Source organism: Pseudomonas sp. RU47, assembly GCF_004011755.1.
GTDB lineage: Bacteria > Pseudomonadota > Gammaproteobacteria > Pseudomonadales > Pseudomonadaceae > Aquipseudomonas.
Map to the genome: position 1 here is coordinate 263,157 of NZ_CP022411.1, position 20,963 is coordinate 284,119.

A 20,963-nucleotide genomic window follows, 5' to 3' on the forward strand; every position below is an offset into this window, starting at 1 on the left:
TCCAGATGTCTGGTCGTCAGATCCAGGAATGGCGAGCCGGCAGAGTGCCGTTGAGGCGATAGGCGCCGACCGCGTGATATTTCCAGCGCACCGGGTCGTGCAACGTATGCACGCGGGCATTACGCCAATGGCGGTCGAGATTGAATTCGGCGAGGGTCGCGCGGCTGCCGGCCAGTTCGAAAAGCTTCTCGCTGGCGAGCAAAGAAATCTCGGTGGTCAGTACTTTGGCCTCGGCCACGGCGATGGAGGCACGGGCGGCGGATTCGGCGGTGAGCGGCGCGGCGTGCACCTGATCGAGCACTTTGCCGGCCTTGCGCAGCAGCGCTTCAGCGGCGTGCAATTCTATTTTCAGCTTGCCGATGTCGGCGATCACATAGAGGTCATCGCTGGCGCGATCAACCTTGGCGTCGATCCACGGCCGTGCGCGGGTTTTGACGAACTCAATGGCGTCGTCGATGGCGCCACGGGCGATACCAGCGTCGATCGCGGCTTGAATCAGCTGCGACACCGCGCCTTGGGTATTCGGGACTTCGTTGATCTTCCAGTTGTCGACCACCAGGTTCGACTCGACATGCACGTTGTTCAGCAGAATCGTGCCGCTGGCGGTGGTGCGCTGACCGAAGCCTGACCAGTCATCGACGATGCGCAAACCCGGTGTGCCACGACGGACGAAAGCCAATACCTGCTTGCCGTCATCGTTGAGCGCTTTCACCGCAACCCAATGCGCAAACAGCGCGCCAGTGGAGTAGAACTTCTGGCCGTTGATCACGTAATCATCGCCATCGGCGGTGATTCGCGCTTTCAGTTCCAGGGTGTTTTTGGTGCCGCGTTCCGGGCCGGCATTGCCGATGCGCCAGCCTTCCAGAACGCTCTGGAGCAGCTGTTTTTTCTGTGCTTCGGTGGCGCTGCCGAGCACCAGATTGATGATGCCGAACTGGTTCTGCGGAATTTGTCCCAGTGCCGGATCGGCTGCAGAAATAATCGCAAAAACCTCGGCCAGTGTGACGAACGAAACTTGTGGCCCACCGTATTCGCGCGGGATGGCGATGCTGCCTAATCCGCTGCGGGTGAACTGTTCGATTTCCGACCACGGCAGCTTGCGCTGACGGTCGCGTTTGGCGGCCTGCACGCGGGCGACTTGCGCCAGCTCATGGGCGGCATTGATGGCTTGGGCGTCGTTGCGCAAGACCTGCGCGGGCAACAACAACGGGGCGATGTCCAGATCCGACTGGACGTTTGCGTCTGCCAGACTGGACATCAGTGCCGCTCCTTGGCTGCACGCAATGCCCTGGCGATCTGCACTGGGGTGATTGTGTTCCGGACCATACTGCCTACCTCACATCTCATGAAAAACGCCGCAAAAGTGCGGCGAACGAATGAATGTCCGGTGGTCCGGTTCATATACCCTAAGCGTGTATAAATATTAAATAAACTAACTTTTAGGAATATGCATAGAAGGGGTGATGGTCGGATTGGTTAAGCGTTTTCAGGTGAGGGGGCTGAACCCCCATCACCGGCAAAGCACATCAGTCCTTGCGCGATTCGGCTGCCTTGAGTTCCTGCCTCAAAGGGACTGTCAGATACGGATTTACGCAGCCGATCTTCAAGGTGCGTGGCGGCGCCCAGCGTGAGTTGTTGCCGACCCGATCGAGAATGCAATACGTCACGTCCAGGCGCAGATCCTCGCCGGCTTCGACAATCACCGACGGCGGTACCCAGACCTGAATCGGCAACCCGACATCCGCAGCTGTGATCGGCGCCAGATCCATGCGTACATCGCCCCAGCGCAAGGTGATGGCGTCGTCCTCGGCCATGTTCAGGTATGGCTCGATGGTCAGCGGCACGCCGCGTTTGATCTGATTCGGATTCACGCCCTGGCGGCGAATCGCGTCGGGGATTGTCACGGGAGCCAGTTGCTGGTTTTCATCCGCGCTCAGCGCTGAAGGCTGCCCACCGGGGCAGTCCAGTTTGACTTGCACTCGCGTCGCCGCCGAAAACGCCGGACCCTGACCGACCTGCATCACCCGGTAGTGAATGCGCGCGGTGCCGTTGGCGATGAAACTCTCCGGAACCCGCAGGCTGACTGCCGTGCCGACGTCATCGGCCGTCAGCACTCTGGAAGCGACATAGCATTTATTCCAGAACAGCTCGATGAGGTCGCCGCTATCCATTTCGGGATAGGGCGACACCTCGATCTGCAGATGGGCGGCGGCGGCCAGATTGATGCCGGTTTTTTGCGCTGGCGCGAGAATCGGCGCTGCCAGCTCGGGGGTGTGCGAAGTACGGGTCATCGATTTCTCTCCTTGAAGCCTTGCAGCGAAGTCCGTTTCTGAAAGAACAAAAGGCGTGAATAAACTGGCAATAAAACTTTAACTTTTATTCAAGTTGAATACGGGGTTGTTGAACTAAGTGGTGCCGGTCGTCGACTAGATAAGAGTGTGTTGGAGGGGGTGTCAATAGACGATATTAGTTAATCGTTGAATTACGAATTAATCAGAAGTTTCCTACGCTGCTGTGGCTGTATGCCTAGGAGCTAGCGCGAAAAAGACCACGGAACGTGCGGCTTTTTGGGGGATTTTGCGCTGATTTATTCGAATGCTGTTATGTCGGGTGATGCGGGGTTCAGGCAGGTATTATCTGTTGCAGAACATATATAGGTAGCGCAGGGAATAAGTTTTTCTGAAGGGGGCATGTGTGGAAGAGTTTTATAAAAGGTGACTTCCATCCTTGGAAGTTACCCATAACGCAATAAAGTTCTCAGGCGTGATTGAGGAACTTGCTGAGAAACTGTTGAGTGCGTTCTTCTTTCGGGTTGGCAAACAACGCTTTCGCTTCGCCTTGCTCGACGATCACGCCTTTGTCGAAAAACACCACACGGTTGGCCACGTCGCGAGCAAAGCCCATTTCGTGAGTAACGATGACCATGGTGCGTTTTTCTTCGGCGAGACCGCGAATGGTCGCCAGTACTTCGCCAACCAGTTCCGGGTCGAGGGCCGAAGTCGGTTCGTCGAACAGAATCACTTCCGGTTCCATCGCCAGCGCCCGGGCAATCGCCACGCGCTGTTGCTGACCACCAGAGAGACGACGCGGATAAGCGTCTTCTTTACCGGCGAGTCCGACCTTGGCCATCAGCTTTTTGCCCAACGCAATTGCCTCGTCGCGCGGCATCTTCTTGACCACGATCGGGCCTTCGATGACGTTTTCCAGTGCGGTGCGATGGGGGAACAGGTTGAAGTTCTGAAACACGAAGCCAACGTGCTGGCGCAGGTTGCGCACCAGACTCTGCTGCTGGTTCAGCGGGCGGCTGGTATCGATTTCGATATCGCCGACCTTGATCCGGCCGCTGGTGGGTTGTTCAAGGAAATTCAGGCAGCGCAGGAACGTCGTTTTCCCCGAGCCGCTGGGGCCGATGATCGCGACGACTTCGCCTTCCTTGACCTCCAGGTCGATGCCGTTGAGCACGACCTGACCCTTGAATTGCTTGGTCAGTTTTTCCACGACAATCATCGTCAGGACTCCTGGTCGTGCCGATTGACCCGCTCTTCCAGCTTGTTCTGGAAGTGCGAGAGCACCGTGGCCAGAATCCAGTAGATCAGCGCGGCGGCAAGATACATGGTGAAGACTTCGAAAGTCCGGGCGGTAATCAACTGCGCTTGACGGAACAGCTCCGGCACTTGAATGGTGGCGGCCAGCGCCGTGTCCTTGACCAGCGAGATGAAGCTGTTGCCCAGCGGCGGCAACGCCGTGCGCATCGCTTGCGGCAGGATGGCCCGGCGCAAGGTTTGCGCGCGGGTCATGCCGATGCTCGCAGCCGCTTCCCACTGACCACGTTCGATCGAACCGATCGCGGCGCGGAGGATTTCACAGGCGTAGGCGGCCATGTTCAGCGAGAAGCCGATCAGTGCCGCTGGCAGCGGATCCAGTTCGATCCCCAGTTGCGGGAAGCCGTAATAGATCACGAACAGCTGCACCAGCAACGGCGTCCCGCGAAAGAACGACACGTAGACGCGCGCCAGCCAGCTCACCGATTTGAAGCGCGACAAGCGCATCAGCGCCAGGCCAAAGCCGAGCAGCAAGCCGAAGAACATCCCGCCGAGGCTGAGGACTACCGTGTAGTACGCGCCCTTGAGCAGAAAGGGTGCGGAGTCCAGCAACAGCGCCGATGTCTCGGCGATTTGCTGGCTCAACTGCGGGAAGTGCGCTTCGAATTGAAATCCAACTTCCATTATTTAGTGACGTCTGCGTTGAAGTACTTCTCGGACAGCTTCTTCAAAGTGCCGTCTGCACGCAGTTCGTCGATGGCCTTGTTCACGGCAGCCAGCAGTTCCGGCTCACCTTTACGCAGGGCAACACCGGCTTCCTGACGCGAGAAAGCTTCGCCGGCGGCCACGGTTTTCGGGGCTTTCTTGGCGTATTCCAGTGCAGCCAGACGGTCGATCAGGATGGCGTCAGTACGGCCGTTGTTCAGGTCAGCGAACTTGGTCGGATCATCGTCATAAGTACGGACGTCAGCGCCCGGCACGTTGGCGCGAACCCATTGTTCGTAGTTGGTGCCCAGGCCGACACCGACTTTCTTGCCGGACAGGTCAGCGGCGGTCTTGATGTTCAGTGCGGACTCTTTGCTCTTCAGCACCAGCGCCTGAATACCGGAAACGGTGTACGGCTCGGAGAAGTCATACTTCTTTTTGCGCTCGTCGGAGATGGTCACCTGGTTGACCACAACGTCCAGACGCTTGGATTCCAGCGCCGCGAGGATGCCGTCCCATTTGGTCGGCTGGATCTTCGCTTTGACGCCAAGTTTCTGCGCCAGCGCTTCTGAGAGCTCGACTTCGAAACCCGACAGCTTGCCGTCGGCATCAACGAAGCTGAACGGTGGGTAAGTGCCTTCCAGGCCGACGTTGATAACGCCTTTGTCCTTGATCTGTTGCAGCTGTTCACCGGCCACTGCCTGGCCGATCAGACCGGCGCTCAGCGCCAGGCCCAGCGAACCCACCAGCAGATTGCGACGTAGTGCGGAAAAATTCATGACGAGCCCCTGTGTTTTCTTATGGAAGACGCTTAAGGAAAGTTGGCGAATTTATGATTTCGACGACAGCGCTATCCTGCCTTAAAGCAGCTTATGCGTCTCTCGCGAAATTCGCCTGCGGCGAGACTATAAGATGTCTTCTTTAGACTTGAAAATACTTAATAATTGAAATGTTATTCTTAATTGGAATATGAGGTTCGTTCCCATGCTCTGCGTGGGAATGCCTCTAGGGACGCTCCGCGTTCCAGCTCTCGAAGGGACGCAGAGCGTCTCGGGCTGCATTCCCACGCAGAGCGTGGGAACGATCAGTCAGAGGAAATCCTTGTAGGCAAATAGCGCCGGCGCGCCGCCGGTGTGCAGGAAGATGATCGGGCCTTCATTGAATCGCTGACGGCCGATACCATCGAGTAACCCAGCCATGGCCTTGCCGGTGTACACCGGATCCAGCAACACCGCTTCCTGGCTCGCCAGCAACTTCACCGCCGCCAACGTCCCGGCATTCGGCTCGCCATAACGCGGTCCGAAATATTCATCCCACAACTCGACCTTGAAACTGGCCGGCAGCTCGACGCCGAGCAGATCCGCCGTGCGTTCCGCCAGGCCCTGAACCTTCGGCCGCTGATTTTCTTCACTGCGCGAAACCGTCACGCCAATCACCGGCAATTGCGGCAGCTCTTCAGCCAGGGCCAAGGCCAGACCACTGTGAGTTCCGGCGCTGCCGGAGGCTAGAACCACTGCGGCGAAATCCAGACCGGTGTCCTTGATCTGCTCAGCCAGTTCCAGACCGGCGCGCACGTAGCCCAGCGCACCGAGCGCATTCGAACCACCGATCGGCACGAGATACGGTTTCTTGCCATTGCTGCGCAAACGCACGGCGAGGGCGGCGAGTTGTTCGTCGGCGTTGTCGAGGTTGTCGACCAGTTCCACCTTGGTGTCGAACAGATCCAGCAACAGGCGATTGCCGTTGCCGGTGTAATTGCTGTCCTCGGTGCCCAACGGATTTTCCAGCAGCGCCACGCAGCCGAGGCCGAGTTTGGCGGCCAGTGCAGCGGTCTGGCGAACGTGGTTCGACTGCAGCGCACCGGCGGTGATCAGCGTGTCGGCGCCTTGCGCCAAGGCGTCGGCGGCGAGGTATTCGAGTTTGCGCAATTTGTTGCCGCCCATGGCCAGCGGCGTCAGGTCATCGCGCTTGATGTAAACCTCGCGGCCGAGCCAGGTGGACAGCCGTTCGAGTTTTTCCAGCGGCGTCGGGTGGTTGAGCAGGTCGAGGCGGGCAAAGCGGTCCAGCTGTTGTTTAATCATGGGTCCGTACTGGCGGAGGAAGATGAAAGGACTATAGGCACGCGCTTTTGCAGGGGCAACCGCCAATCGCTTATAGCCAAATCGACTGAGCCCAGCACTATCGGTTCTTAATTCGCCTTCGCGAGCATGCCGTAAAGTAGGCGCCGTTAACGCGGCCAGACAGTCCGGCCGCCCGTGAGGAGTCTTTACCGTGAGCGAGCGTTCCAGCCATTGGCAATTGCAGACCATCGTCAGTCAACTGCGCAGCGCGCGGGATCAGTGGCGGGCACAGAACGGCCGGGCGTCCGGCGAGCAGGGTGGTCGCGAGCTACCGTCGCGGGCGGCGATGGCGGAGATTCTCGAAGCGTTGTGCGGCGCGTTGTTCCCGATGCGGTTGGGCCCCGTGGATCTGCGTGAAGAGAGTGAAGATTTTTACGTCGGTCACACCCTTGATGTGGCGCTGAATGCGTTGTTGGCGCAGACACGGCTGGAACTGCGTTACGTCGCCCGCCACAGCGCGCAGGCCGACACCGAAGTCGAGGCTCGTGCCATCCAGATCGTGCAGGACTTCGCCTTGGCCTTGCCGGGCTTGCGCACACTGCTCGACACCGATGTACTGGCGGCCTATCACGGTGACCCGGCGGCGCGCAGTGTCGATGAAGTGCTGCTCTGCTATCCGGGGATTCTCGCGGTGATTCACCATCGTCTGGCGCATCATTTGTATCGCGCGGGTTTGCCGCTGCTGGCGCGGATCAGTGCGGAGATCGCCCATTCGGCAACTGGTATCGATATCCATCCGGGGGCGCAGATCGGCCGTAGCTTCTTCATCGATCACGGTACGGGTGTGGTGATCGGCGAGACGGCGATCATTGGTGAGCGCGTGCGGATTTATCAGGCGGTGACCTTGGGCGCCAAGCGTTTCCCGGCAGATGAAGACGGCCAGTTGCAGAAGGGCCATCCGCGTCATCCGATCGTTGAGGACGATGTGGTGATTTATGCCGGGGCGACGATTCTCGGGCGGATCACCATTGGCAAGGGTTCGACCATTGGCGGCAATGTGTGGCTGACACGCAGTGTGCCGGCGGGATGCAATTTGACCCAGGCGAATTTGCAGCATGATGACGGGACGCAGAAGTAGGCTCTGAAATTGCGTTGCGGCATCTGGCCTCTTCGCGAGCAGGCTCGCTCCCACACTGGAATGCGTTTCAACTGTGGGAGCGAGCCTGCTCGCGAATGCTCTTCAGGCTGAAATCGGAATAATGGCCTTCAGCCAATTCTCCAGTGAACGAATCCCCTTAAACCCGCGTCATACACCTCCTTGGGCTACTGTAGGAAAACTACCGCCTAGCCGTGCGATTAGTCCTTACCACCCCATCCATGTTTAACTTGAACGTTCATTCAAGTTAAACCGGTGGTTCGCTGCCCGCTCACAACAGGAGGCTTGCCTTTGCTGAGTCCGATCATTTCAGCCACGTTTCAACCCCTCGAGGTGCACGTTTCATGAGTGCATCGTCAACTCCCGCCAGCGGTCTGGTACGCATGAATCCGCCGGTGTTCTACTTCGCCGCGACGGTCATTCTGCTGTTTGGTCTCGTTGTTATCGCCATGCCTGAGCAAGCCGGCGCCTGGCTGCTGGAAGCGCAAAACTGGGCGGCCAATACGGTCGGCTGGTATTACATGCTCGCGATGACCCTGTATCTGGTCTTCGTGGTGGTCACCGCCTTATCCGGCTACGGCAAGATAAAACTCGGTGCCGACCACGACGAGCCCGAATTCAGTTACCTGTCCTGGGCCGGCATGCTGTTCGCCGCCGGGATCAGCATCACGCTGTTTTTCTTCTGCGTCTCTGAGCCGCTGACCCACATGCTCCAACCGCCGCAAGGCGAGGCGGGCACGGCGGACGCGGCGCGCCAGGCCATGCAGATTCTGTTTCTGCACTGGGGCCTGCATGGCTGGGGCGTGTTTGCCTTCGTCGGCATGGCGCTGGCGTATTTCGCCTACCGCCACAATCTGCCACTGGCCTTGCGCTCGGCGCTGTACCCGCTGATTGGCAAACGCATCAACGGCCCCATCGGTTACGCGGTGGACGGCTTCGGCATCATCGCCACGGTGTTTGGTCTCGGTGCCGATATGGGCTTTGGGGTGCTGCACCTCAACTCCGGTCTCGACTACCTGTTCGGCATCGCGCACACCCAGTGGATTCAGGTCGGCCTGATCACGCTGATGATGGGCGCGGCGATCATCGTGGCCGTCTCTGGCGTCGATAAAGGCGTGCGGGTGATGTCCGACATCAACATGCTGCTGGCCTGTGCGCTGCTGCTGTTCGTGTTGTTCGCCGGGCCTACCCAGCACCTGCTCAACACCTTGATCCAGAACCTTGGCGACTACCTTGGCGCCTTGCCGATGAAGAGTTTTGATCTCTACGCCTACGACAAACCGAGCGACTGGCTCGGTGGCTGGACAGTGTTCTACTGGGCCTGGTGGATTGCATGGTCGCCATTTGTGGGCCTGTTCATCGCACGTATTTCCCGTGGCCGCACCATCCGCGAATTCGTTTTCGGCGTGTTGTTGATTCCGCTCGGTTTCACCCTCGCGTGGATGTCGATTTTCGGCAACAGCGCGCTCGATCAAGTGCTCAATCACGGCATGAGCGCGCTGGGCATGTCGGCCATCGAGAATCCGTCGATGAGCATTTACCTGCTGCTGGAAACCTACCCGTGGAGCAAAACCGTCATCGCTGTGACGGTGTTTATCAGCTTCGTGTTCTTCGTCACGTCTGCCGACTCCGGCACCGTGGTGCTCTCGACCTTGTCGGCCAAGGGCGGCAACCCTGACGAAGACGGGCCGAAATGGCTGCGGGTGTTCTGGGGCGCGATGACCGCGCTGATCACCAGCGCGCTGTTGTTCTCCGGCAGCATCGATGCGCTGAAATCGGCGGTGGTGCTGACTTCGTTGCCGTTCTCGCTGATCTTGCTGCTGATGATGTGGGGCCTGCACAAGGCGTTCTATCTGGAGTCGCAGAAGCAGATCGCGCAGTTGCATTCGCTGGCGCCGGTCTCCGGTTCGCGGCGCGGCACCGGTGGCTGGCGTCAGCGTCTGAGCCAGGCTGTGCACTTCCCGTCGCGTGACGAGGTGTACCGCTTCATGGACACCACGGTGCGCCCGGCGATTGAAGAAGTGACGGCGGTGTTCGTCGAAAAAGGCCTCAACGTGGTCACCCAGCCGGATCCGGCGAATGACAGCGTCAGCCTCGAAATCGGCCATGGTGATGCGCATCCGTTCATCTATCAGGTGCAGATGCGCGGCTACTTCACGCCGTCGTTCGCGCGCGGCGGCATGGGTTCCAAGCAGCTCAACAATCGTCGCTACTACCGCGCCGAAGTGCATTTGAGCGAGGGCAGTCAGGACTACGATCTGGTCGGTTACACCAAAGAGCAGATCATCAACGACATCCTCGACCAGTACGAACGGCACATGCAGTTCTTGCATTTGGTACGTTGATCGGCGGCTGGGCGCCGGGACGTTTACGACTCGGCGCTCAGCACCATGAACAACACCATCGCCGCCACCGGCGCGCCGAATACCGCACTGCCAATGGCTATTTCCGATCCCACGGACTGGCCGGCATGCACCACCCCCACCGCACCATTGATCACCGTCAACGCCAGCCACAGCGCGGCGAAGCCGTAGGCCATGGTCTGGCGGCTGAAGCCGATGCGCTCGCCGATGTAGAGCATCAGGGCGAGCAGGATCAGGCCGAAGAAAATGATGATGGCGGTGTGCATGGCGGGTTCTGCCTGGTGGATGGGTATCGCCTGAAAGACCGCTATCGCGAGCAGGCTCGCTCCCACAATGGATCCCGGCTGGACATAAATTTCATGTACACAGGAAATCCCTGTGGGAGCGAGCCTGCTCGCGAAGGGGCCACCTCGGTGTTCTTTAGAGCATAGCCAATCCAGTCCCGCCACATCTCCACTGGACATATTTTGCGACCCTTACAGAGAGTCTGGCCGGCGACGTGTTTTTCTTGCTTGCCCAAGCCTGCCGTTGATCTGCCCCATAACCGAGCGATTGTTCAGTGAGCTAATATTTATCTGAGTGTGTATCGTGTGTATCAAAGGCTCCTGCGCCCTCTAGAGTAAATGGCTCTAGCTGTCGAACAGGGCAAAGGAAATGCGCAGTCGGGAAATGATCAGGATGATCGAAGACGATGGTTGGTATCTCGTGGCGGTGAAAGGCAGCCACCACCAATACAAGCATCCGCACAAGCCAGGAAGGGTGACGATCAAGCACCCTGATTCGGATCTGCCCAAGGGCACGATCAACAGCATTTTGAAACAGGCGGGCTTGAAATGAGGCCCGTTATTGGAAACGAAGGCCGTTTTATGGGCCTGTCAGAGGAAGGACTCACTCATATGAAATTCCCGGTCGTTCTGCACAAGGATGCCGACTCAGACTACGGAGTGATCATCCCGGATGTCCCGGGTTGTTTCTCCGCAGGCACTACGGTCGCTGAGGCGTTTGAAAATACTCAGGAGGCATTGGCGCTTCACTATGAGGGGTTGGTAGCCGACAGCGCGCCGTTACCGCAAGTGCGGGACATTGATGCTCATCTCGATAACCCGGATTACGCGGGAGGGATCTGGGGCGTGGTCGATTTTGATATCACCCCGTATTTCGGCAAGTCAGTGCGTTTTAACGCCACGCTGCCGGAGCAGTTGCTTGAGCGTATTGACCAGACAGTCCGCCGTGACCAGCGCTATCGATCCCGTTCCGGATTTCTCGCGGCGGCCGCCTTGCGCGAACTGTCGGTATAGCGAAGTCAGGTGCTTTCCCGTTCGATGACTTGGCACTGCAGCAGGTTCAGACGTTGCACTTCGTCGCTCGGCAACACGCCAAGGCTTTCCAGCACGCGTGTTGCGGCGAGTACACCGATCTCCAGCGCCGGTGGTTTGATCGTGCTGAGGCTCGGCAAAAGCATCTCGGCGAACGGGTAGTCGCCAAAGCCAAGAACGGCGCATTCTTCGGGGATTTTCAAACCCGCGCGTTGCCCGGCAAGCAAGCCGCCGGCGGCGAGGTTGTCGTTGGCGAAGATGATCGCGTCGGGGCGCGGTGAGGCGTTCATCAGGGCGTCCATCGCCTGTTTGCCGGCCTCGAATGGTGCGCGATCAGCGTCAGGGGCGTAGACCCAAGGTTCCAGGCCGGATTCGCGCAAGGTCGCCGCGTAACCATCGCGGCGTTCCAATGCGCTGAAGTCGCCCGCAGCGCTGTTCTGCACGAAAGCGATACGTTGGTAGCCTTTTTCCAGCAGATATCTGGCGGCTGTCACGCCCACCTCGAAATGCGAAAAACCGATCTGCATCGGCTCACGATCCGGTTGGTAATCCCACGTCTCGATCACCGGCACATCGGCCTCGGCGATCATCTTTTCCGTGCCGGCACTGTGAAAGTGACTGGTGAGCACCAGCGCCGCCGGCGACCAGCCGAGAAACGCGCGCACCGCATTTTCTTCCTGCTCGGTGCTGAAGTAACTCGACGCCAGCAACAGTTGATAACCGTGACGGCTGAGCGTGTCGCTGAAGCCTTGAATGGTATTGGCGAAGATCGGCCCGGAGATGTTCGGGATGACCATACCAACGATTTTTCCCCGCGCCGAGGCCAGCCCGCCGGCCACCAGATTCGGTACATAGCCCAACTCGGCTACTACCGCTGCAATCCGCTTGCGACGCTCGGGCGAAACCTGCTCCGGCTGGTTGAAGTAGCGCGACACGGTGATCGCTGAAACTCCGGCCGCGCGCGCGACGGCATTCAGGGTCACGCGTCCGGCGCCACGGCGTTTGCGGGGTTTTTCTTCGCTCAAGGTTCGATCCTTCTTAAAAACCAAATCGCATATAAAAGTAATTTTTCAGTATTGGACGCTCTATGTGTGGCTTGCCAATACTGTTGATGGTAGCGCTAACAAAGCGCACTGTCTGCTACTCGCTCGAGCGAATGCCCAAGACACCGATTCAGGCGCTGTCGTCGCAGAACGGCAGCGGTTAAGGGCCAATTTCGAGTGGGCAAACATGCACAACATTCCTGGGGCGACACACAAACTGGCGCAGTCGATTCGCGCCGCTGGATGGTTATTCACGGGGCTGGCAGCGCTGCCGTTGCCCAACGCATTCGCTGCCGAGAGCAGTGATCAGGAGCCGACACTGAAATCCGTGACCGTCACGGCCACGCGCCGCGAAGAGTCGCTGCAAAAAGTGCCGGTCGCGGTGTCCGTCATCGATGGCGAACAGCTTGAGCGCGACAACCGCAACGGCGTGGCCAGTATCGTCCAGCAAGTGCCGTCGCTGAATTTCCGTACCGGCGCGTCGAACAAGGACACCTCGTTGTTCGTGCGCGGCGTCGGTACGATTTCCACCTCGCCGGGCGTCGAGCCGACCGTGGCGACGGTGATCGACGGCGTGGTCTATGCGCGTCCTGGGCAATCCACGCTCGATCTGCTGGATCTGGAGCGCGTCGAAGTCTTGCGCGGCCCACAAGGCACGCTGTTCGGCAAAAACGCTTCGGCCGGTGTACTCAACATCACCAGCAAGGCACCCACCGCCGAGACCCACGGTTACATCGATCAGTCGTATTACAGCGGCAACGAAAGCCGCACCCGATTCGGCATCGGCGGCAGCCTGATTCCGGACACGTTGAAAGGCTCGATCAGCACACTGTTCGGCACCTACGACGGCAACGTCGACAACCAACACAACGGTCAGGAGGTCAACGGCTACAACCATCGCGGCGTGCGCGGCAAACTCGAATTCACGCCCAACGACGATGTCACCTTCACCCTGATCGCCGATTACATGCAGTCTCATGACGATGGCCCCAACGGCGTGGTCAGCAAGTCGCTGACGCCGGCTTTCGCCAATGCGCTGAGCCCGGTCAATGCGACTAGCCACAATCGCGATATCAACACCGACACCCGCTCACACGTTGAGGACACCAACAAAGGCCTGTCCGGCCAGCTCGACTGGCAGCTGGGCGATTACACCCTGACGTCGATTACCGCGTGGCGTGGTTGGGACAATACTCAGTATCAGGATGGCGACCGTCTCGGCACCGTGACCGCAGCGTTTCCCGGCACCGCGGACAAGGGCGATCTGGCCTTCGATCAATACTCGCAAGAGCTGCGTCTGGCCTCGCCGAAGGGCGAATTTCTCGAATACGTCGGTGGCTTGTTCTACATGCATGGCAAGGACGACGAGACCTATCAGCGCACGCTGACCACCACCACGCGCACCGATCGCGGCGTCGCCGATTACAGCACCACCAGCGACAGTTACGCGGCGTTCGGTGAGAGCACGCTGAACTTCACGTCCGACTTTCGCGGCATCGCCGGCCTGCGCTACACCCACGATGATCTCGAATACGATCACCGCCGCGTCTCGACCTCGGCGACCACCGTCAGCGGCATTCAACCGGCGACCAGCAGTTCCGGTTCAGTGGACGAAGACGGCTGGTCCGGTCGCCTCGGTGTGCAGTACGACCTGAGCGATACGGTCACTACTTACCTGACCTACTCGCGTGGCTACAAAGGTCCGGCCTATAACGTGTTCTTCAACATGCAGCCGCGCGATACCGAAGCGCTGAAACCGGAGACCTCCAACACCTGGGAAGCAGGGATCAAAGCGACGAGCTGGAACAATCGCCTGACCACCAACCTCGCGGTGTTCCACAGCGAGTACGACAACTATCAGGCGAACTTCTTCGACACCGTCGCCGGCCAGGTTGTGACTCGTTTGATCAACGCCGGCAGCGTCAGCACCGAAGGCGTCGAACTCGACTACGCCTTGCAGGCCACCCAGCAATTGAAACTGTCCGGCGCACTCGCCTACACCCGCGCCCGCATCGACGAGTTCGCCTGCCCGGCGGGCGCGGCGGCGTCGTGCAACGTCAACGGCAAACCGCTGCCGTTCAGTCCGGACTGGAAAAGCTACGTGCGCGCCGACTACACCATCCCGCTGGATAACGGTCTGGATATCGAACTCGGCACCGATTACAGCTGGCAGAGCGAAGTGCAGTACGACATCAGCCAGAACGCCGACCCCAAGCAGGGCGCCTACGGTCTGTGGAACGCCAGTGTTGCGCTGGCCGATTACAGCAATGGCTGGCGCGTCGCGCTGCTGGGCAAGAACCTCACCGACAAGTCGTACTCGCCATTGCTCGCCAGCGGTGGCAATTACATTTATCGCGCCGTGCCTCGCGATGACGAACGCTACTTTGGCGTGCAACTGCGCAAGGATTTCTGAGATGAGCAGACAGTTGAAACTCGGCGCATTCCTCATGGCCACCGGGCACCACGTGGCGGCGTGGCGTCATCCTGATGTGCCGGCGAATGCGGGTCTGGATTTCGCCCATTACAAACGGCTGGCGCAGATTGCCGAGGCGGCGAAGTTCGATGCCTTGTTTGTTGCTGACAGTGTTGCCGCGCCGACCCAGGACATCGCCAGTCGCATGGCACGCTCCGATCACTTTGAACCGCTGACGTTACTCTCGGCGCTGAGTGCGGTGACCGAGCACATCGGCCTGATCGCCACGGCGACCACCAGTTACAACGAGCCGTATCACGTGGCGCGCAAATTCGCTTCGCTCGATCACCTGTCGGGTGGCCGCGCGGGGTGGAATCTGGTGACCTCGGACAACGCCGCCGAGGCGCTGAATTTCGGTCGTGATGAACACATTGGTCATGCCGAACGCTATAGCCGCGCCCGCGAGTTTCATCAAGTGGTGACCGGGCTTTGGGACAGTTGGGAGGACGACGCTTTTGCGCGCGACAAGGCCAGTGGGGCGTATTACGACCCGTCGAAACTGCATGTGCTGGATCACGTCGGCGAGCACTTCCGGGTCAAAGGCCCGCTGAACGTTGCGCGCTCGCCGCAGGGACAACCGGTGATCGTTCAGGCTGGTTCTTCGGAAACCGGGCGTGAGTTGGCGGCGCAGACGGCTGAAGTGGTGTTCACCGCGCAGACTTCGTTGGCCGGTGCCCAAGCGTTCTACGCCGACCTCAAGGGACGTCTGCCCAAGTACGGTCGTAGCGCTGAGTCGTTGAAAATCATGCCCGGTGTTTTTGTCGTCGTCGGCGGCACCGAAGCCGAAGCGCAGGAAAAGTATGAAACGTTTCAGCAATTAGTCGAACCCGAGGTTGGCGTCGCCTTGCTTGGGCGTATGCTGGGCAACTTCGATTTGTCGAAGTACCCGCCGGATGGGCCGTTGCCTGAGCTACCGCTAACCGAAAGCGGTCAGCAGAGCCGGCAGAAATTGCTGACGGAATTGGCGGGCCGCGAGAACCTGAGCCTTGCCGAACTCGGTCGCAAGATTGCCGGCGGGCGAGGGCATTACAGCCTGGTCGGTACGCCGGAGCAGATCGCTGATCGCTTGCAGGAGTGGTTCGAACAGGGCGCGGCGGACGGCTTCAGCGTGCTGGTGCCGCACTTGCCGGGCGGGCTCGAAGACTTCGCCAATGGCGTGGTCCCGGAACTGCAACGGCGTGGGTTGTTCAGAACTGAGTATGAAGGTCGGACGTTGCGGCAGAACCTTGGTCTCGGCCGACCCGCCAATCGATTTGTGTAACACCCAATCGCTAGCAGGCTAGCTCCCACAGGGGACTGCATTCCAATGTGGGAGCTAGCCTGCTAGCGATGAAGTCGACACCCATTTCAAGACAGACAAGAGAGGATTCGATGACTTACACCGCTGCCGAAAACCGCTACGACTCCATCCCTTACCGCCGCGTCGGGCGCAGCGGTCTGGTGCTGCCGGCGCTGTCGCTGGGCCTGTGGCACAACTTCGGTGACAGCACGCCGATCGACACCCAGCGCGCCTTGCTGCGCACCGCGTTCGACCTAGGCATCAACCACTTCGACCTGGCCAACAACTACGGCCCGCCGTACGGCAGCGCCGAGACCAATTTCGGCCGTCTGCTGCGCGAAGACTTCAAGCAGTACCGCGATGAACTGATCATCTCCAGCAAGGCTGGTTGGGACATGTGGCCCGGCCCTTACGGTCAGGGCGGTGGCTCGCGCAAATACGTGCTGGCCAGCCTCGACCAGAGCCTGCAACGCCTGGGGCTCGACTATGTGGATATCTTCTATTCGCACCGCTTCGACCCGGACACCCCGCTGGAAGAAACCGCCAGCGCCCTCGCCACTGCCGTGCAACAGGGCAAGGCGTTGTACATCGGCATCTCGTCGTATTCGGGCGTGAAAACCCGCGAGATGGCGGCGCTGTTGCAAGAGTGGAAAGTGCCGCTGCTGATTCACCAACCGGCGTACAACCTGCTCAATCGCTGGGTGGAAAAAGATCTGCTTGATACCACCGATGAACTCGGCACCGGGGTGATTGCCTTCACCCCGCTGGCGCAAGGTCTGCTCACCGACAAGTACCTCAATGGCGTACCGGCGGATGCGCGGGTCAATCGTCCGGGCGGAGGTTCGTTGCAGGCCTCGCACTTGTCCGAGGCCAACATCGCTCACGTACGCGCGCTGAACGAGATTGCCAAGCGTCGCGGTCAGAGCCTGGCGCAACTGGCGCTGGCGTGGACGCTGCGCGATCCTCGGGTGACTTCTGCGCTGATTGGTGCGAGTCGGCCGGAGCAGATCATCGAGAACGTTGGGGCGTTGAAGAATCTGAGTTTCAGTGCTGAAGAGCTGGCGGAGATTGACCGGTTTGCCCAGGAGGGCGGGATCAATCTGTGGGAGAGGCCTTCGACGGCGGAGTGATGAAGATTGGGTTGGGTCAGCAAGATCCAACCCCCTCACCCCAGCCCTCTCCCCCAGGGGGGCGAGGGGAAAGGGAGCAGATCTTCATGCTTTTCAAAACTTGAATTCAACCCGACATTTCAGGTCGATGTAGCTCGTACAAACACCTCGGTCAGTCCCCTCTCCCTCGGGGCGGTCCGACGTTTCGGGAGGGTTAGGGTGAGGGGCTTTTGGCTTTAAAACGTCTCAACGAAAAAACGGCACATCCCCCAACACCGTCGCCCGCTGCATCACCCGCCGCGCCGGCCGGTAGTCATCCACCGCGTAATGCTGTGTCACGCGGTTATCCCAGAACGCAATATCGTCCTGCTGCCAGCGCCAGCGAATGGTGAATTCCGGCCGCGTTGCGTGGGCGAACAGAAACTTCAGAATCGCCTCGCTCTCGGTTTTCGACAGCTCATTGATCTTCGACGTGAAGCCTTCATTGACGAACAACGAACGCCGCCCGCTGACCGGATGCGTACGGATCACCGGGTGCGACAGCGGTGGATTCTTGCGCCGTGCCTCTTCCCACTGCGCCAACGCTTCAGGCGTATTGCCATAGCGCTCCAGTGGAAACGAGCGAGTGAAATCGTGGGTCGCGGTCAGCCCTTCGAGCAAGGCTTTCATTGACGCCGACAGCGCTTCGTACGCAGCAATCCCGCTGGCCCACAGCGTGTCGCCACCGAACTCCGGCAGCAACTTGGCGCTGAGCACCGCGCCCATCGCCGGCGTCGGCAGGAAGGTCACGTCGGTGTGCCAGATCGCGTTGTCACGCACGTCGGTGACGGCGGTGTCGAGGATCAACACTTCCGGTTGTTCCGGCACGTTCGGGTAGATCGGGTGAATGTGCAGATCACCGAAGTACGCGGCGAAACGCGCTTGTTGTGGCGGTTCGATTGGCTGGTTGCGGAAGAACAACACTTGATATTTGAGCAGCGCCTGTTCAATGGCGTCGCGGTGTTCCAGGCTCAGCGGCTGGCTGATGTCGACGCCGCTGATCTGTGCGCCGAGGGCCGAGCTTAACGGGGTAATGTTGAGGCTGCTCATGGTCTTTCTCTTCGAATTCGGGGTGTCATGCTTTTGTGGGAGCGAGCCTGCTCGCGAATGCGGAGTGTCAGGCTAAAGTGCAGTGACTGACCCGACGCTTTCGCGAGCAGGCTCGCTCCCACAAGGGAAGTTTCACAAGGCGATTTAGTGGGCCTGGCCGTGCCACGGCACCAGTTTGCGCTGCAGGGCGCGCAGGCCCATTTCCATGGCGAAGGCGATCAGGGCGATAACCAGAATCCCCAGCACCACCACATCGGTGACCAGGAATTGTGCGGCCGACTGCACCATGAAGCCCAAGCCACTGGTGGCAGCGATCAGTTCGGCGGCGACCAGCGTCGACCAGCCAACCCCCAGACCAATGCGCACACCAGTGAGAATGTCCGGCAGAGCGCTCGGCAAAATCACATGACGAATCAGTTGCACTCGAGTCGCGCCCAACGACTGCGCCGCGCGCAATTTCGCTGGATCAACTGTACGAACACCAGTAGCGGTAGCAATCGCAATCGGCGCAAAAATCGCCAGATAAATCAGCAGCACTTTCGACAACTCACCGATGCCGCACCAGATCACGATCAGCGGCAGATAAGCCAGCGGTGGAATCGGGCGGTAGAACTCGATCAGCGGATCGAGCACGCCACGGGCAATGCGGTTGGCGCCGATAGCGATGCCCACCGGCACAGCGGTCAGAATCGCAAAAACGAGGCCCAGACCGATGCGGCTCAGGCTCGCGCCCAAGTGCTGCCACAACGTCGAATCCATGTAGCCCGTGGTCGCCAGCAACCAGCCCTTTTGCAGCACGGCGGACGGTGGCGGCAGGAACAGCGGTTCGATCAAACCGGTGGCGGTGACCGCCCACCAGATGGCCAACAAAGCGAACAGCGTCACCAAGCTGATCCAGCGTGTGCTAAGGCTGCGGCGTACTGGAATCGCCACCGGTGCGCTGGCGGGTTTTACCGCAGCCGAGGAAACGTCGTAACTGCTCATGCGCGCTCCTGCCGTTGCCCGGCACTGCGTTGCGAGAACACTTTGCTCAGTACGTGTTCGCGGGTTTCGATAAAACGCGGATCGGATTTGATCGCGCGGGCGGACTCGCCAGCGGCGTAACGCTGACCGAAATCCAGATGCAGGCGCTCAACGATCTGCCCCGGATTCGGCGCGAGCAGAATCAGGTCAGTGGCGAGGAACACCGCTTCTTCAATGTCATGGGTAATCAGGAAAACCGGCTTGGCCGTGCGCTGCCAGACTTGCAGCAACAGCTCTTGCATCTGCTCGCGGGTGAATGCGTCGAGGGCGCCGAAGGGTTCGTCCATCAGCAATACGCGCGGGTCAGCGGCGAGGGCGCGGGCGAGGCCGACGCGCTGTTTCTGACCACCGGACAGTTGCCAGATACGGCGGTTTTCGAAACCGCAAAGATCAACCAGCGCGAGCATTTCACGGGCGATCTTTTCGCGCTTGTCCCTGGCGACACCGGCCAGTTCCAGACCGAATGCGACGTTGGCCAACACATCCTGCCAGGGCAACAATGCGTCGTCCTGGAACACCACGCCACGTTCGGCGCTCGGGCCTTTGACCGGCACGCCGTCGAGGGTGATGCGCCCGGCGCTCGGTTCGACGAAACCGGCAATCAGGTTCAACAGCGAAGTCTTGCCACTGCCGGACGGGCCGAGGGCGACCAGCAATTGCTGAGGCCCCAGGGTCAGAGAAATATCCGCCAGCACCGGCTCGGGGCTGCCCGGGTACTGTGCGCTGATGCGCTCCAGCTGTAGCAAGGCCATCGCAGTTAACTCCGATCAGTTGGTGATGTATTTGGCGCTGACGTACGGCGCGTAGTCCGGCAGAACGGCTTCGACCTTGCCTTGCTCCTTGAGGAACGCGGCGGTGTCGGTGATGGCTTTGGTGGTCGGCGCGCCGAGGCTGACGACCTGATCAGCCGCCAGCGGGTAGACGTTGCCCTGCAGCAGCAATGGGATGTCGCTGGCCTTGGCACCGGAGAGTTTCACCAGTTTGTCGACGTTGGATTGATCGGCGAGCCAGGCTTTCGGGTCTTTGCGGTAATCGGCGTAAGCGTCGAGGGTGACCTTGGCGAATGCAGTGACGATTTCCGGGTGCTTCTCGGCGAAGTCTTTACGCACGATCCACGCATCGAAGGTCGGTGCACCGAACTTGGCCAGTTCGCCGGAGGTGATCAGCACTTTGCCGTTTTCCTTGGCCACGCCCAGCGCTGGATCCCACACGTAAGTGGCGTCGATGTCACCGCGTTTCCATGCGGCAATGATCGCTGGTGGGGCGAGGTTGAGCACGGTGACTTTCGAAGGGTCGATGTTCCAGTGCTTCAGTGCAGCGAGCAGGCTGTAGTGACCGGTCGATACGAACGGCACGGCGATTTTCTTGCCGATCAGATCTTGCGGAGTCTTGATGCCGGAACCGTCGCGGGCGACGAGGGCTTCGGCGGCGCCGATCTGAGTGGCGATGAGGAACGTTTCGACCGGGACTTTGCGGGTGATCGCGGCCGTCAGCGGGCTCGAACCGAGGTAGCCGATCTGCACGTCGCCGGAGGCGATGGCAGCGATGATGTCGGCGCCGTTGTCGAACTTGCGCCAGGCGATATCGGCTTTGGTGGCTTTTTCGTAAGCGCCGTCAGCCTGGGCGACTTTCGCCGGGTCAACGGTGGTTTGGTAGGCGACGGTGAGGTCGGCGGCCTGAGCCAGAAAACTTGCGGCAGCCAAGGAGGCTACGGCGAGCAGGCGAAGCGGGACATTCAGTTTCATTGAAGAGCTCCATATCAGGCGACCGAGCGTCGGTGTGAAAGGAGACTAAATGATCTAAGA

The 20,963-nt window shown here is 59.8% G+C and carries 19 protein-coding genes; 7 read left to right on the top strand and 12 right to left on the bottom strand.

Going from position 1 to position 20,963, the window contains the following annotated elements; genetic code table 11:
* Positions 1-16 precede the first annotated feature (16 nt).
* The 6 genes from CCX46_RS01160 to CCX46_RS01185 all read right to left on the bottom strand — a co-directional run bounded on the left by CCX46_RS01160 (position 17) and on the right by CCX46_RS01185 (position 6,328).
* Positions 17-1,258, bottom strand: coding sequence for an SfnB family sulfur acquisition oxidoreductase (locus CCX46_RS01160; RefSeq protein WP_127925428.1), 1,242 nt, complete (start codon positions 1,256-1,258; stop codon positions 17-19).
* A gap of 268 nt (positions 1,259-1,526) precedes the next feature.
* Positions 1,527-2,291 (bottom strand): hypothetical protein, encoded by a 765-nt coding sequence (locus CCX46_RS01165; protein WP_127925429.1) that lies wholly within the window; start codon positions 2,289-2,291, stop codon positions 1,527-1,529.
* 466 nt (positions 2,292-2,757) lie between these two features.
* The gene (gene tcyN, locus CCX46_RS01170) at positions 2,758-3,507 is read right to left on the bottom strand and encodes an L-cystine ABC transporter ATP-binding protein TcyN (RefSeq protein WP_127925430.1); all 750 of its coding nucleotides are present in this window, start codon (positions 3,505-3,507) and stop codon (positions 2,758-2,760) included.
* A gap of 2 nt (positions 3,508-3,509) precedes the next feature.
* Complete coding sequence (gene tcyL / locus CCX46_RS01175; RefSeq protein ID WP_224790092.1) at positions 3,510-4,226, bottom strand: cystine ABC transporter permease; 717 nt, start codon at positions 4,224-4,226, stop codon at positions 3,510-3,512.
* Positions 4,226-5,026 carry a cystine ABC transporter substrate-binding protein gene (tcyJ, locus tag CCX46_RS01180; protein WP_127925431.1) on the bottom strand — a complete coding sequence of 267 codons (801 nt, stop codon included), beginning with the start codon at positions 5,024-5,026 and terminating at the stop codon, positions 4,226-4,228. The genes tcyL and tcyJ overlap by 1 nt, the downstream gene beginning before the upstream one ends.
* 309 nt (positions 5,027-5,335) lie before the next feature.
* Positions 5,336-6,328 (bottom strand): D-cysteine desulfhydrase, encoded by a 993-nt coding sequence (locus CCX46_RS01185; protein ID WP_127925432.1) that lies wholly within the window; start codon positions 6,326-6,328, stop codon positions 5,336-5,338.
* A gap of 190 nt (positions 6,329-6,518) precedes the next feature.
* Here CCX46_RS01185 and epsC point away from each other — a divergent pair, with 190 nt between their 5' ends.
* Both epsC and betT read left to right on the top strand, forming a co-directional pair.
* Positions 6,519-7,445: a serine O-acetyltransferase EpsC gene (gene epsC / locus CCX46_RS01190; protein WP_016983653.1), complete on the top strand. Its 927-nt coding sequence runs from the start codon at positions 6,519-6,521 to the stop codon at positions 7,443-7,445.
* Between the two features lie 401 nt (positions 7,446-7,846).
* Positions 7,847-9,808: a choline transporter BetT gene (gene betT, locus CCX46_RS01195; protein ID WP_174245095.1), complete on the top strand. Its 1,962-nt coding sequence runs from the start codon at positions 7,847-7,849 to the stop codon at positions 9,806-9,808.
* Positions 9,809-9,831: 23 nt separating this feature from the next.
* Here the strand turns inward: betT and CCX46_RS01200 are convergent, their stop codons facing one another.
* A complete protein-coding gene (locus CCX46_RS01200; protein ID WP_127925434.1) occupies positions 9,832-10,092 on the bottom strand; it encodes a hypothetical protein in 261 nt (86 codons plus the stop codon).
* Between the two features lie 388 nt (positions 10,093-10,480).
* Between CCX46_RS01200 and CCX46_RS01205 the strand changes: the two genes are divergently transcribed.
* Together CCX46_RS01205 and CCX46_RS01210 are read left to right on the top strand one after the other, a co-directional pair.
* The gene (locus CCX46_RS01205) at positions 10,481-10,663 is read left to right on the top strand and encodes a type II toxin-antitoxin system HicA family toxin (RefSeq protein ID WP_026000492.1); all 183 of its coding nucleotides are present in this window, start codon (positions 10,481-10,483) and stop codon (positions 10,661-10,663) included.
* Positions 10,660-11,124 (top strand): type II toxin-antitoxin system HicB family antitoxin, encoded by a 465-nt coding sequence (locus CCX46_RS01210; RefSeq protein ID WP_401042953.1) that lies wholly within the window; start codon positions 10,660-10,662, stop codon positions 11,122-11,124. The genes CCX46_RS01205 and CCX46_RS01210 overlap by 4 nt, the downstream gene beginning before the upstream one ends.
* Before the next feature lie 5 nt (positions 11,125-11,129).
* Here the strand turns inward: CCX46_RS01210 and CCX46_RS01215 are convergent, their stop codons facing one another.
* Positions 11,130-12,167: a LacI family DNA-binding transcriptional regulator gene (locus tag CCX46_RS01215; protein ID WP_127925435.1), complete on the bottom strand. Its 1,038-nt coding sequence runs from the start codon at positions 12,165-12,167 to the stop codon at positions 11,130-11,132.
* A 205-nt stretch (positions 12,168-12,372) separates the two neighbouring features.
* On the opposite strand from CCX46_RS01215, the gene CCX46_RS01220 reads away from it, so the two are divergent.
* The 3 genes from CCX46_RS01220 (at position 12,373) to mgrA (ending at position 17,067) form a co-directional block, all read left to right on the top strand.
* Entirely contained in the window at positions 12,373-14,598 is a 2,226-nt protein-coding gene (locus tag CCX46_RS01220) for a TonB-dependent receptor (RefSeq protein ID WP_127925436.1), read from the top strand.
* Position 14,599: 1 nt separating this feature from the next.
* A complete protein-coding gene (locus tag CCX46_RS01225; protein WP_127925437.1) occupies positions 14,600-15,919 on the top strand; it encodes an LLM class flavin-dependent oxidoreductase in 1,320 nt (439 codons plus the stop codon).
* A 110-nt stretch (positions 15,920-16,029) separates the two neighbouring features.
* Positions 16,030-17,067: an L-glyceraldehyde 3-phosphate reductase gene (mgrA, locus tag CCX46_RS01230; protein ID WP_127925438.1), complete on the top strand. Its 1,038-nt coding sequence runs from the start codon at positions 16,030-16,032 to the stop codon at positions 17,065-17,067.
* A 225-nt stretch (positions 17,068-17,292) separates the two neighbouring features.
* On the opposite strand, the gene tauD is transcribed toward mgrA, so the two are convergent.
* From tauD to tauA, 4 genes are all read right to left on the bottom strand, one after another.
* Positions 17,293-18,135: a taurine dioxygenase gene (tauD, locus tag CCX46_RS01235; RefSeq protein ID WP_127925439.1), complete on the bottom strand. Its 843-nt coding sequence runs from the start codon at positions 18,133-18,135 to the stop codon at positions 17,293-17,295.
* A gap of 144 nt (positions 18,136-18,279) precedes the next feature.
* Positions 18,280-19,119, bottom strand: a complete 840-nt coding sequence (tauC, locus tag CCX46_RS01240; protein ID WP_127925440.1) for a taurine ABC transporter permease TauC — start codon at positions 19,117-19,119, stop codon at positions 18,280-18,282.
* The gene (gene tauB, locus CCX46_RS01245; RefSeq protein ID WP_127925441.1) at positions 19,116-19,910 is read right to left on the bottom strand and encodes a taurine ABC transporter ATP-binding subunit; all 795 of its coding nucleotides are present in this window, start codon (positions 19,908-19,910) and stop codon (positions 19,116-19,118) included. The genes tauC and tauB overlap by 4 nt, the downstream gene beginning before the upstream one ends.
* A 15-nt stretch (positions 19,911-19,925) precedes the next feature.
* The gene (gene tauA, locus CCX46_RS01250; protein ID WP_127925442.1) at positions 19,926-20,903 is read right to left on the bottom strand and encodes a taurine ABC transporter substrate-binding protein; all 978 of its coding nucleotides are present in this window, start codon (positions 20,901-20,903) and stop codon (positions 19,926-19,928) included.
* Positions 20,904-20,963: the final 60 nt, after the last annotated feature.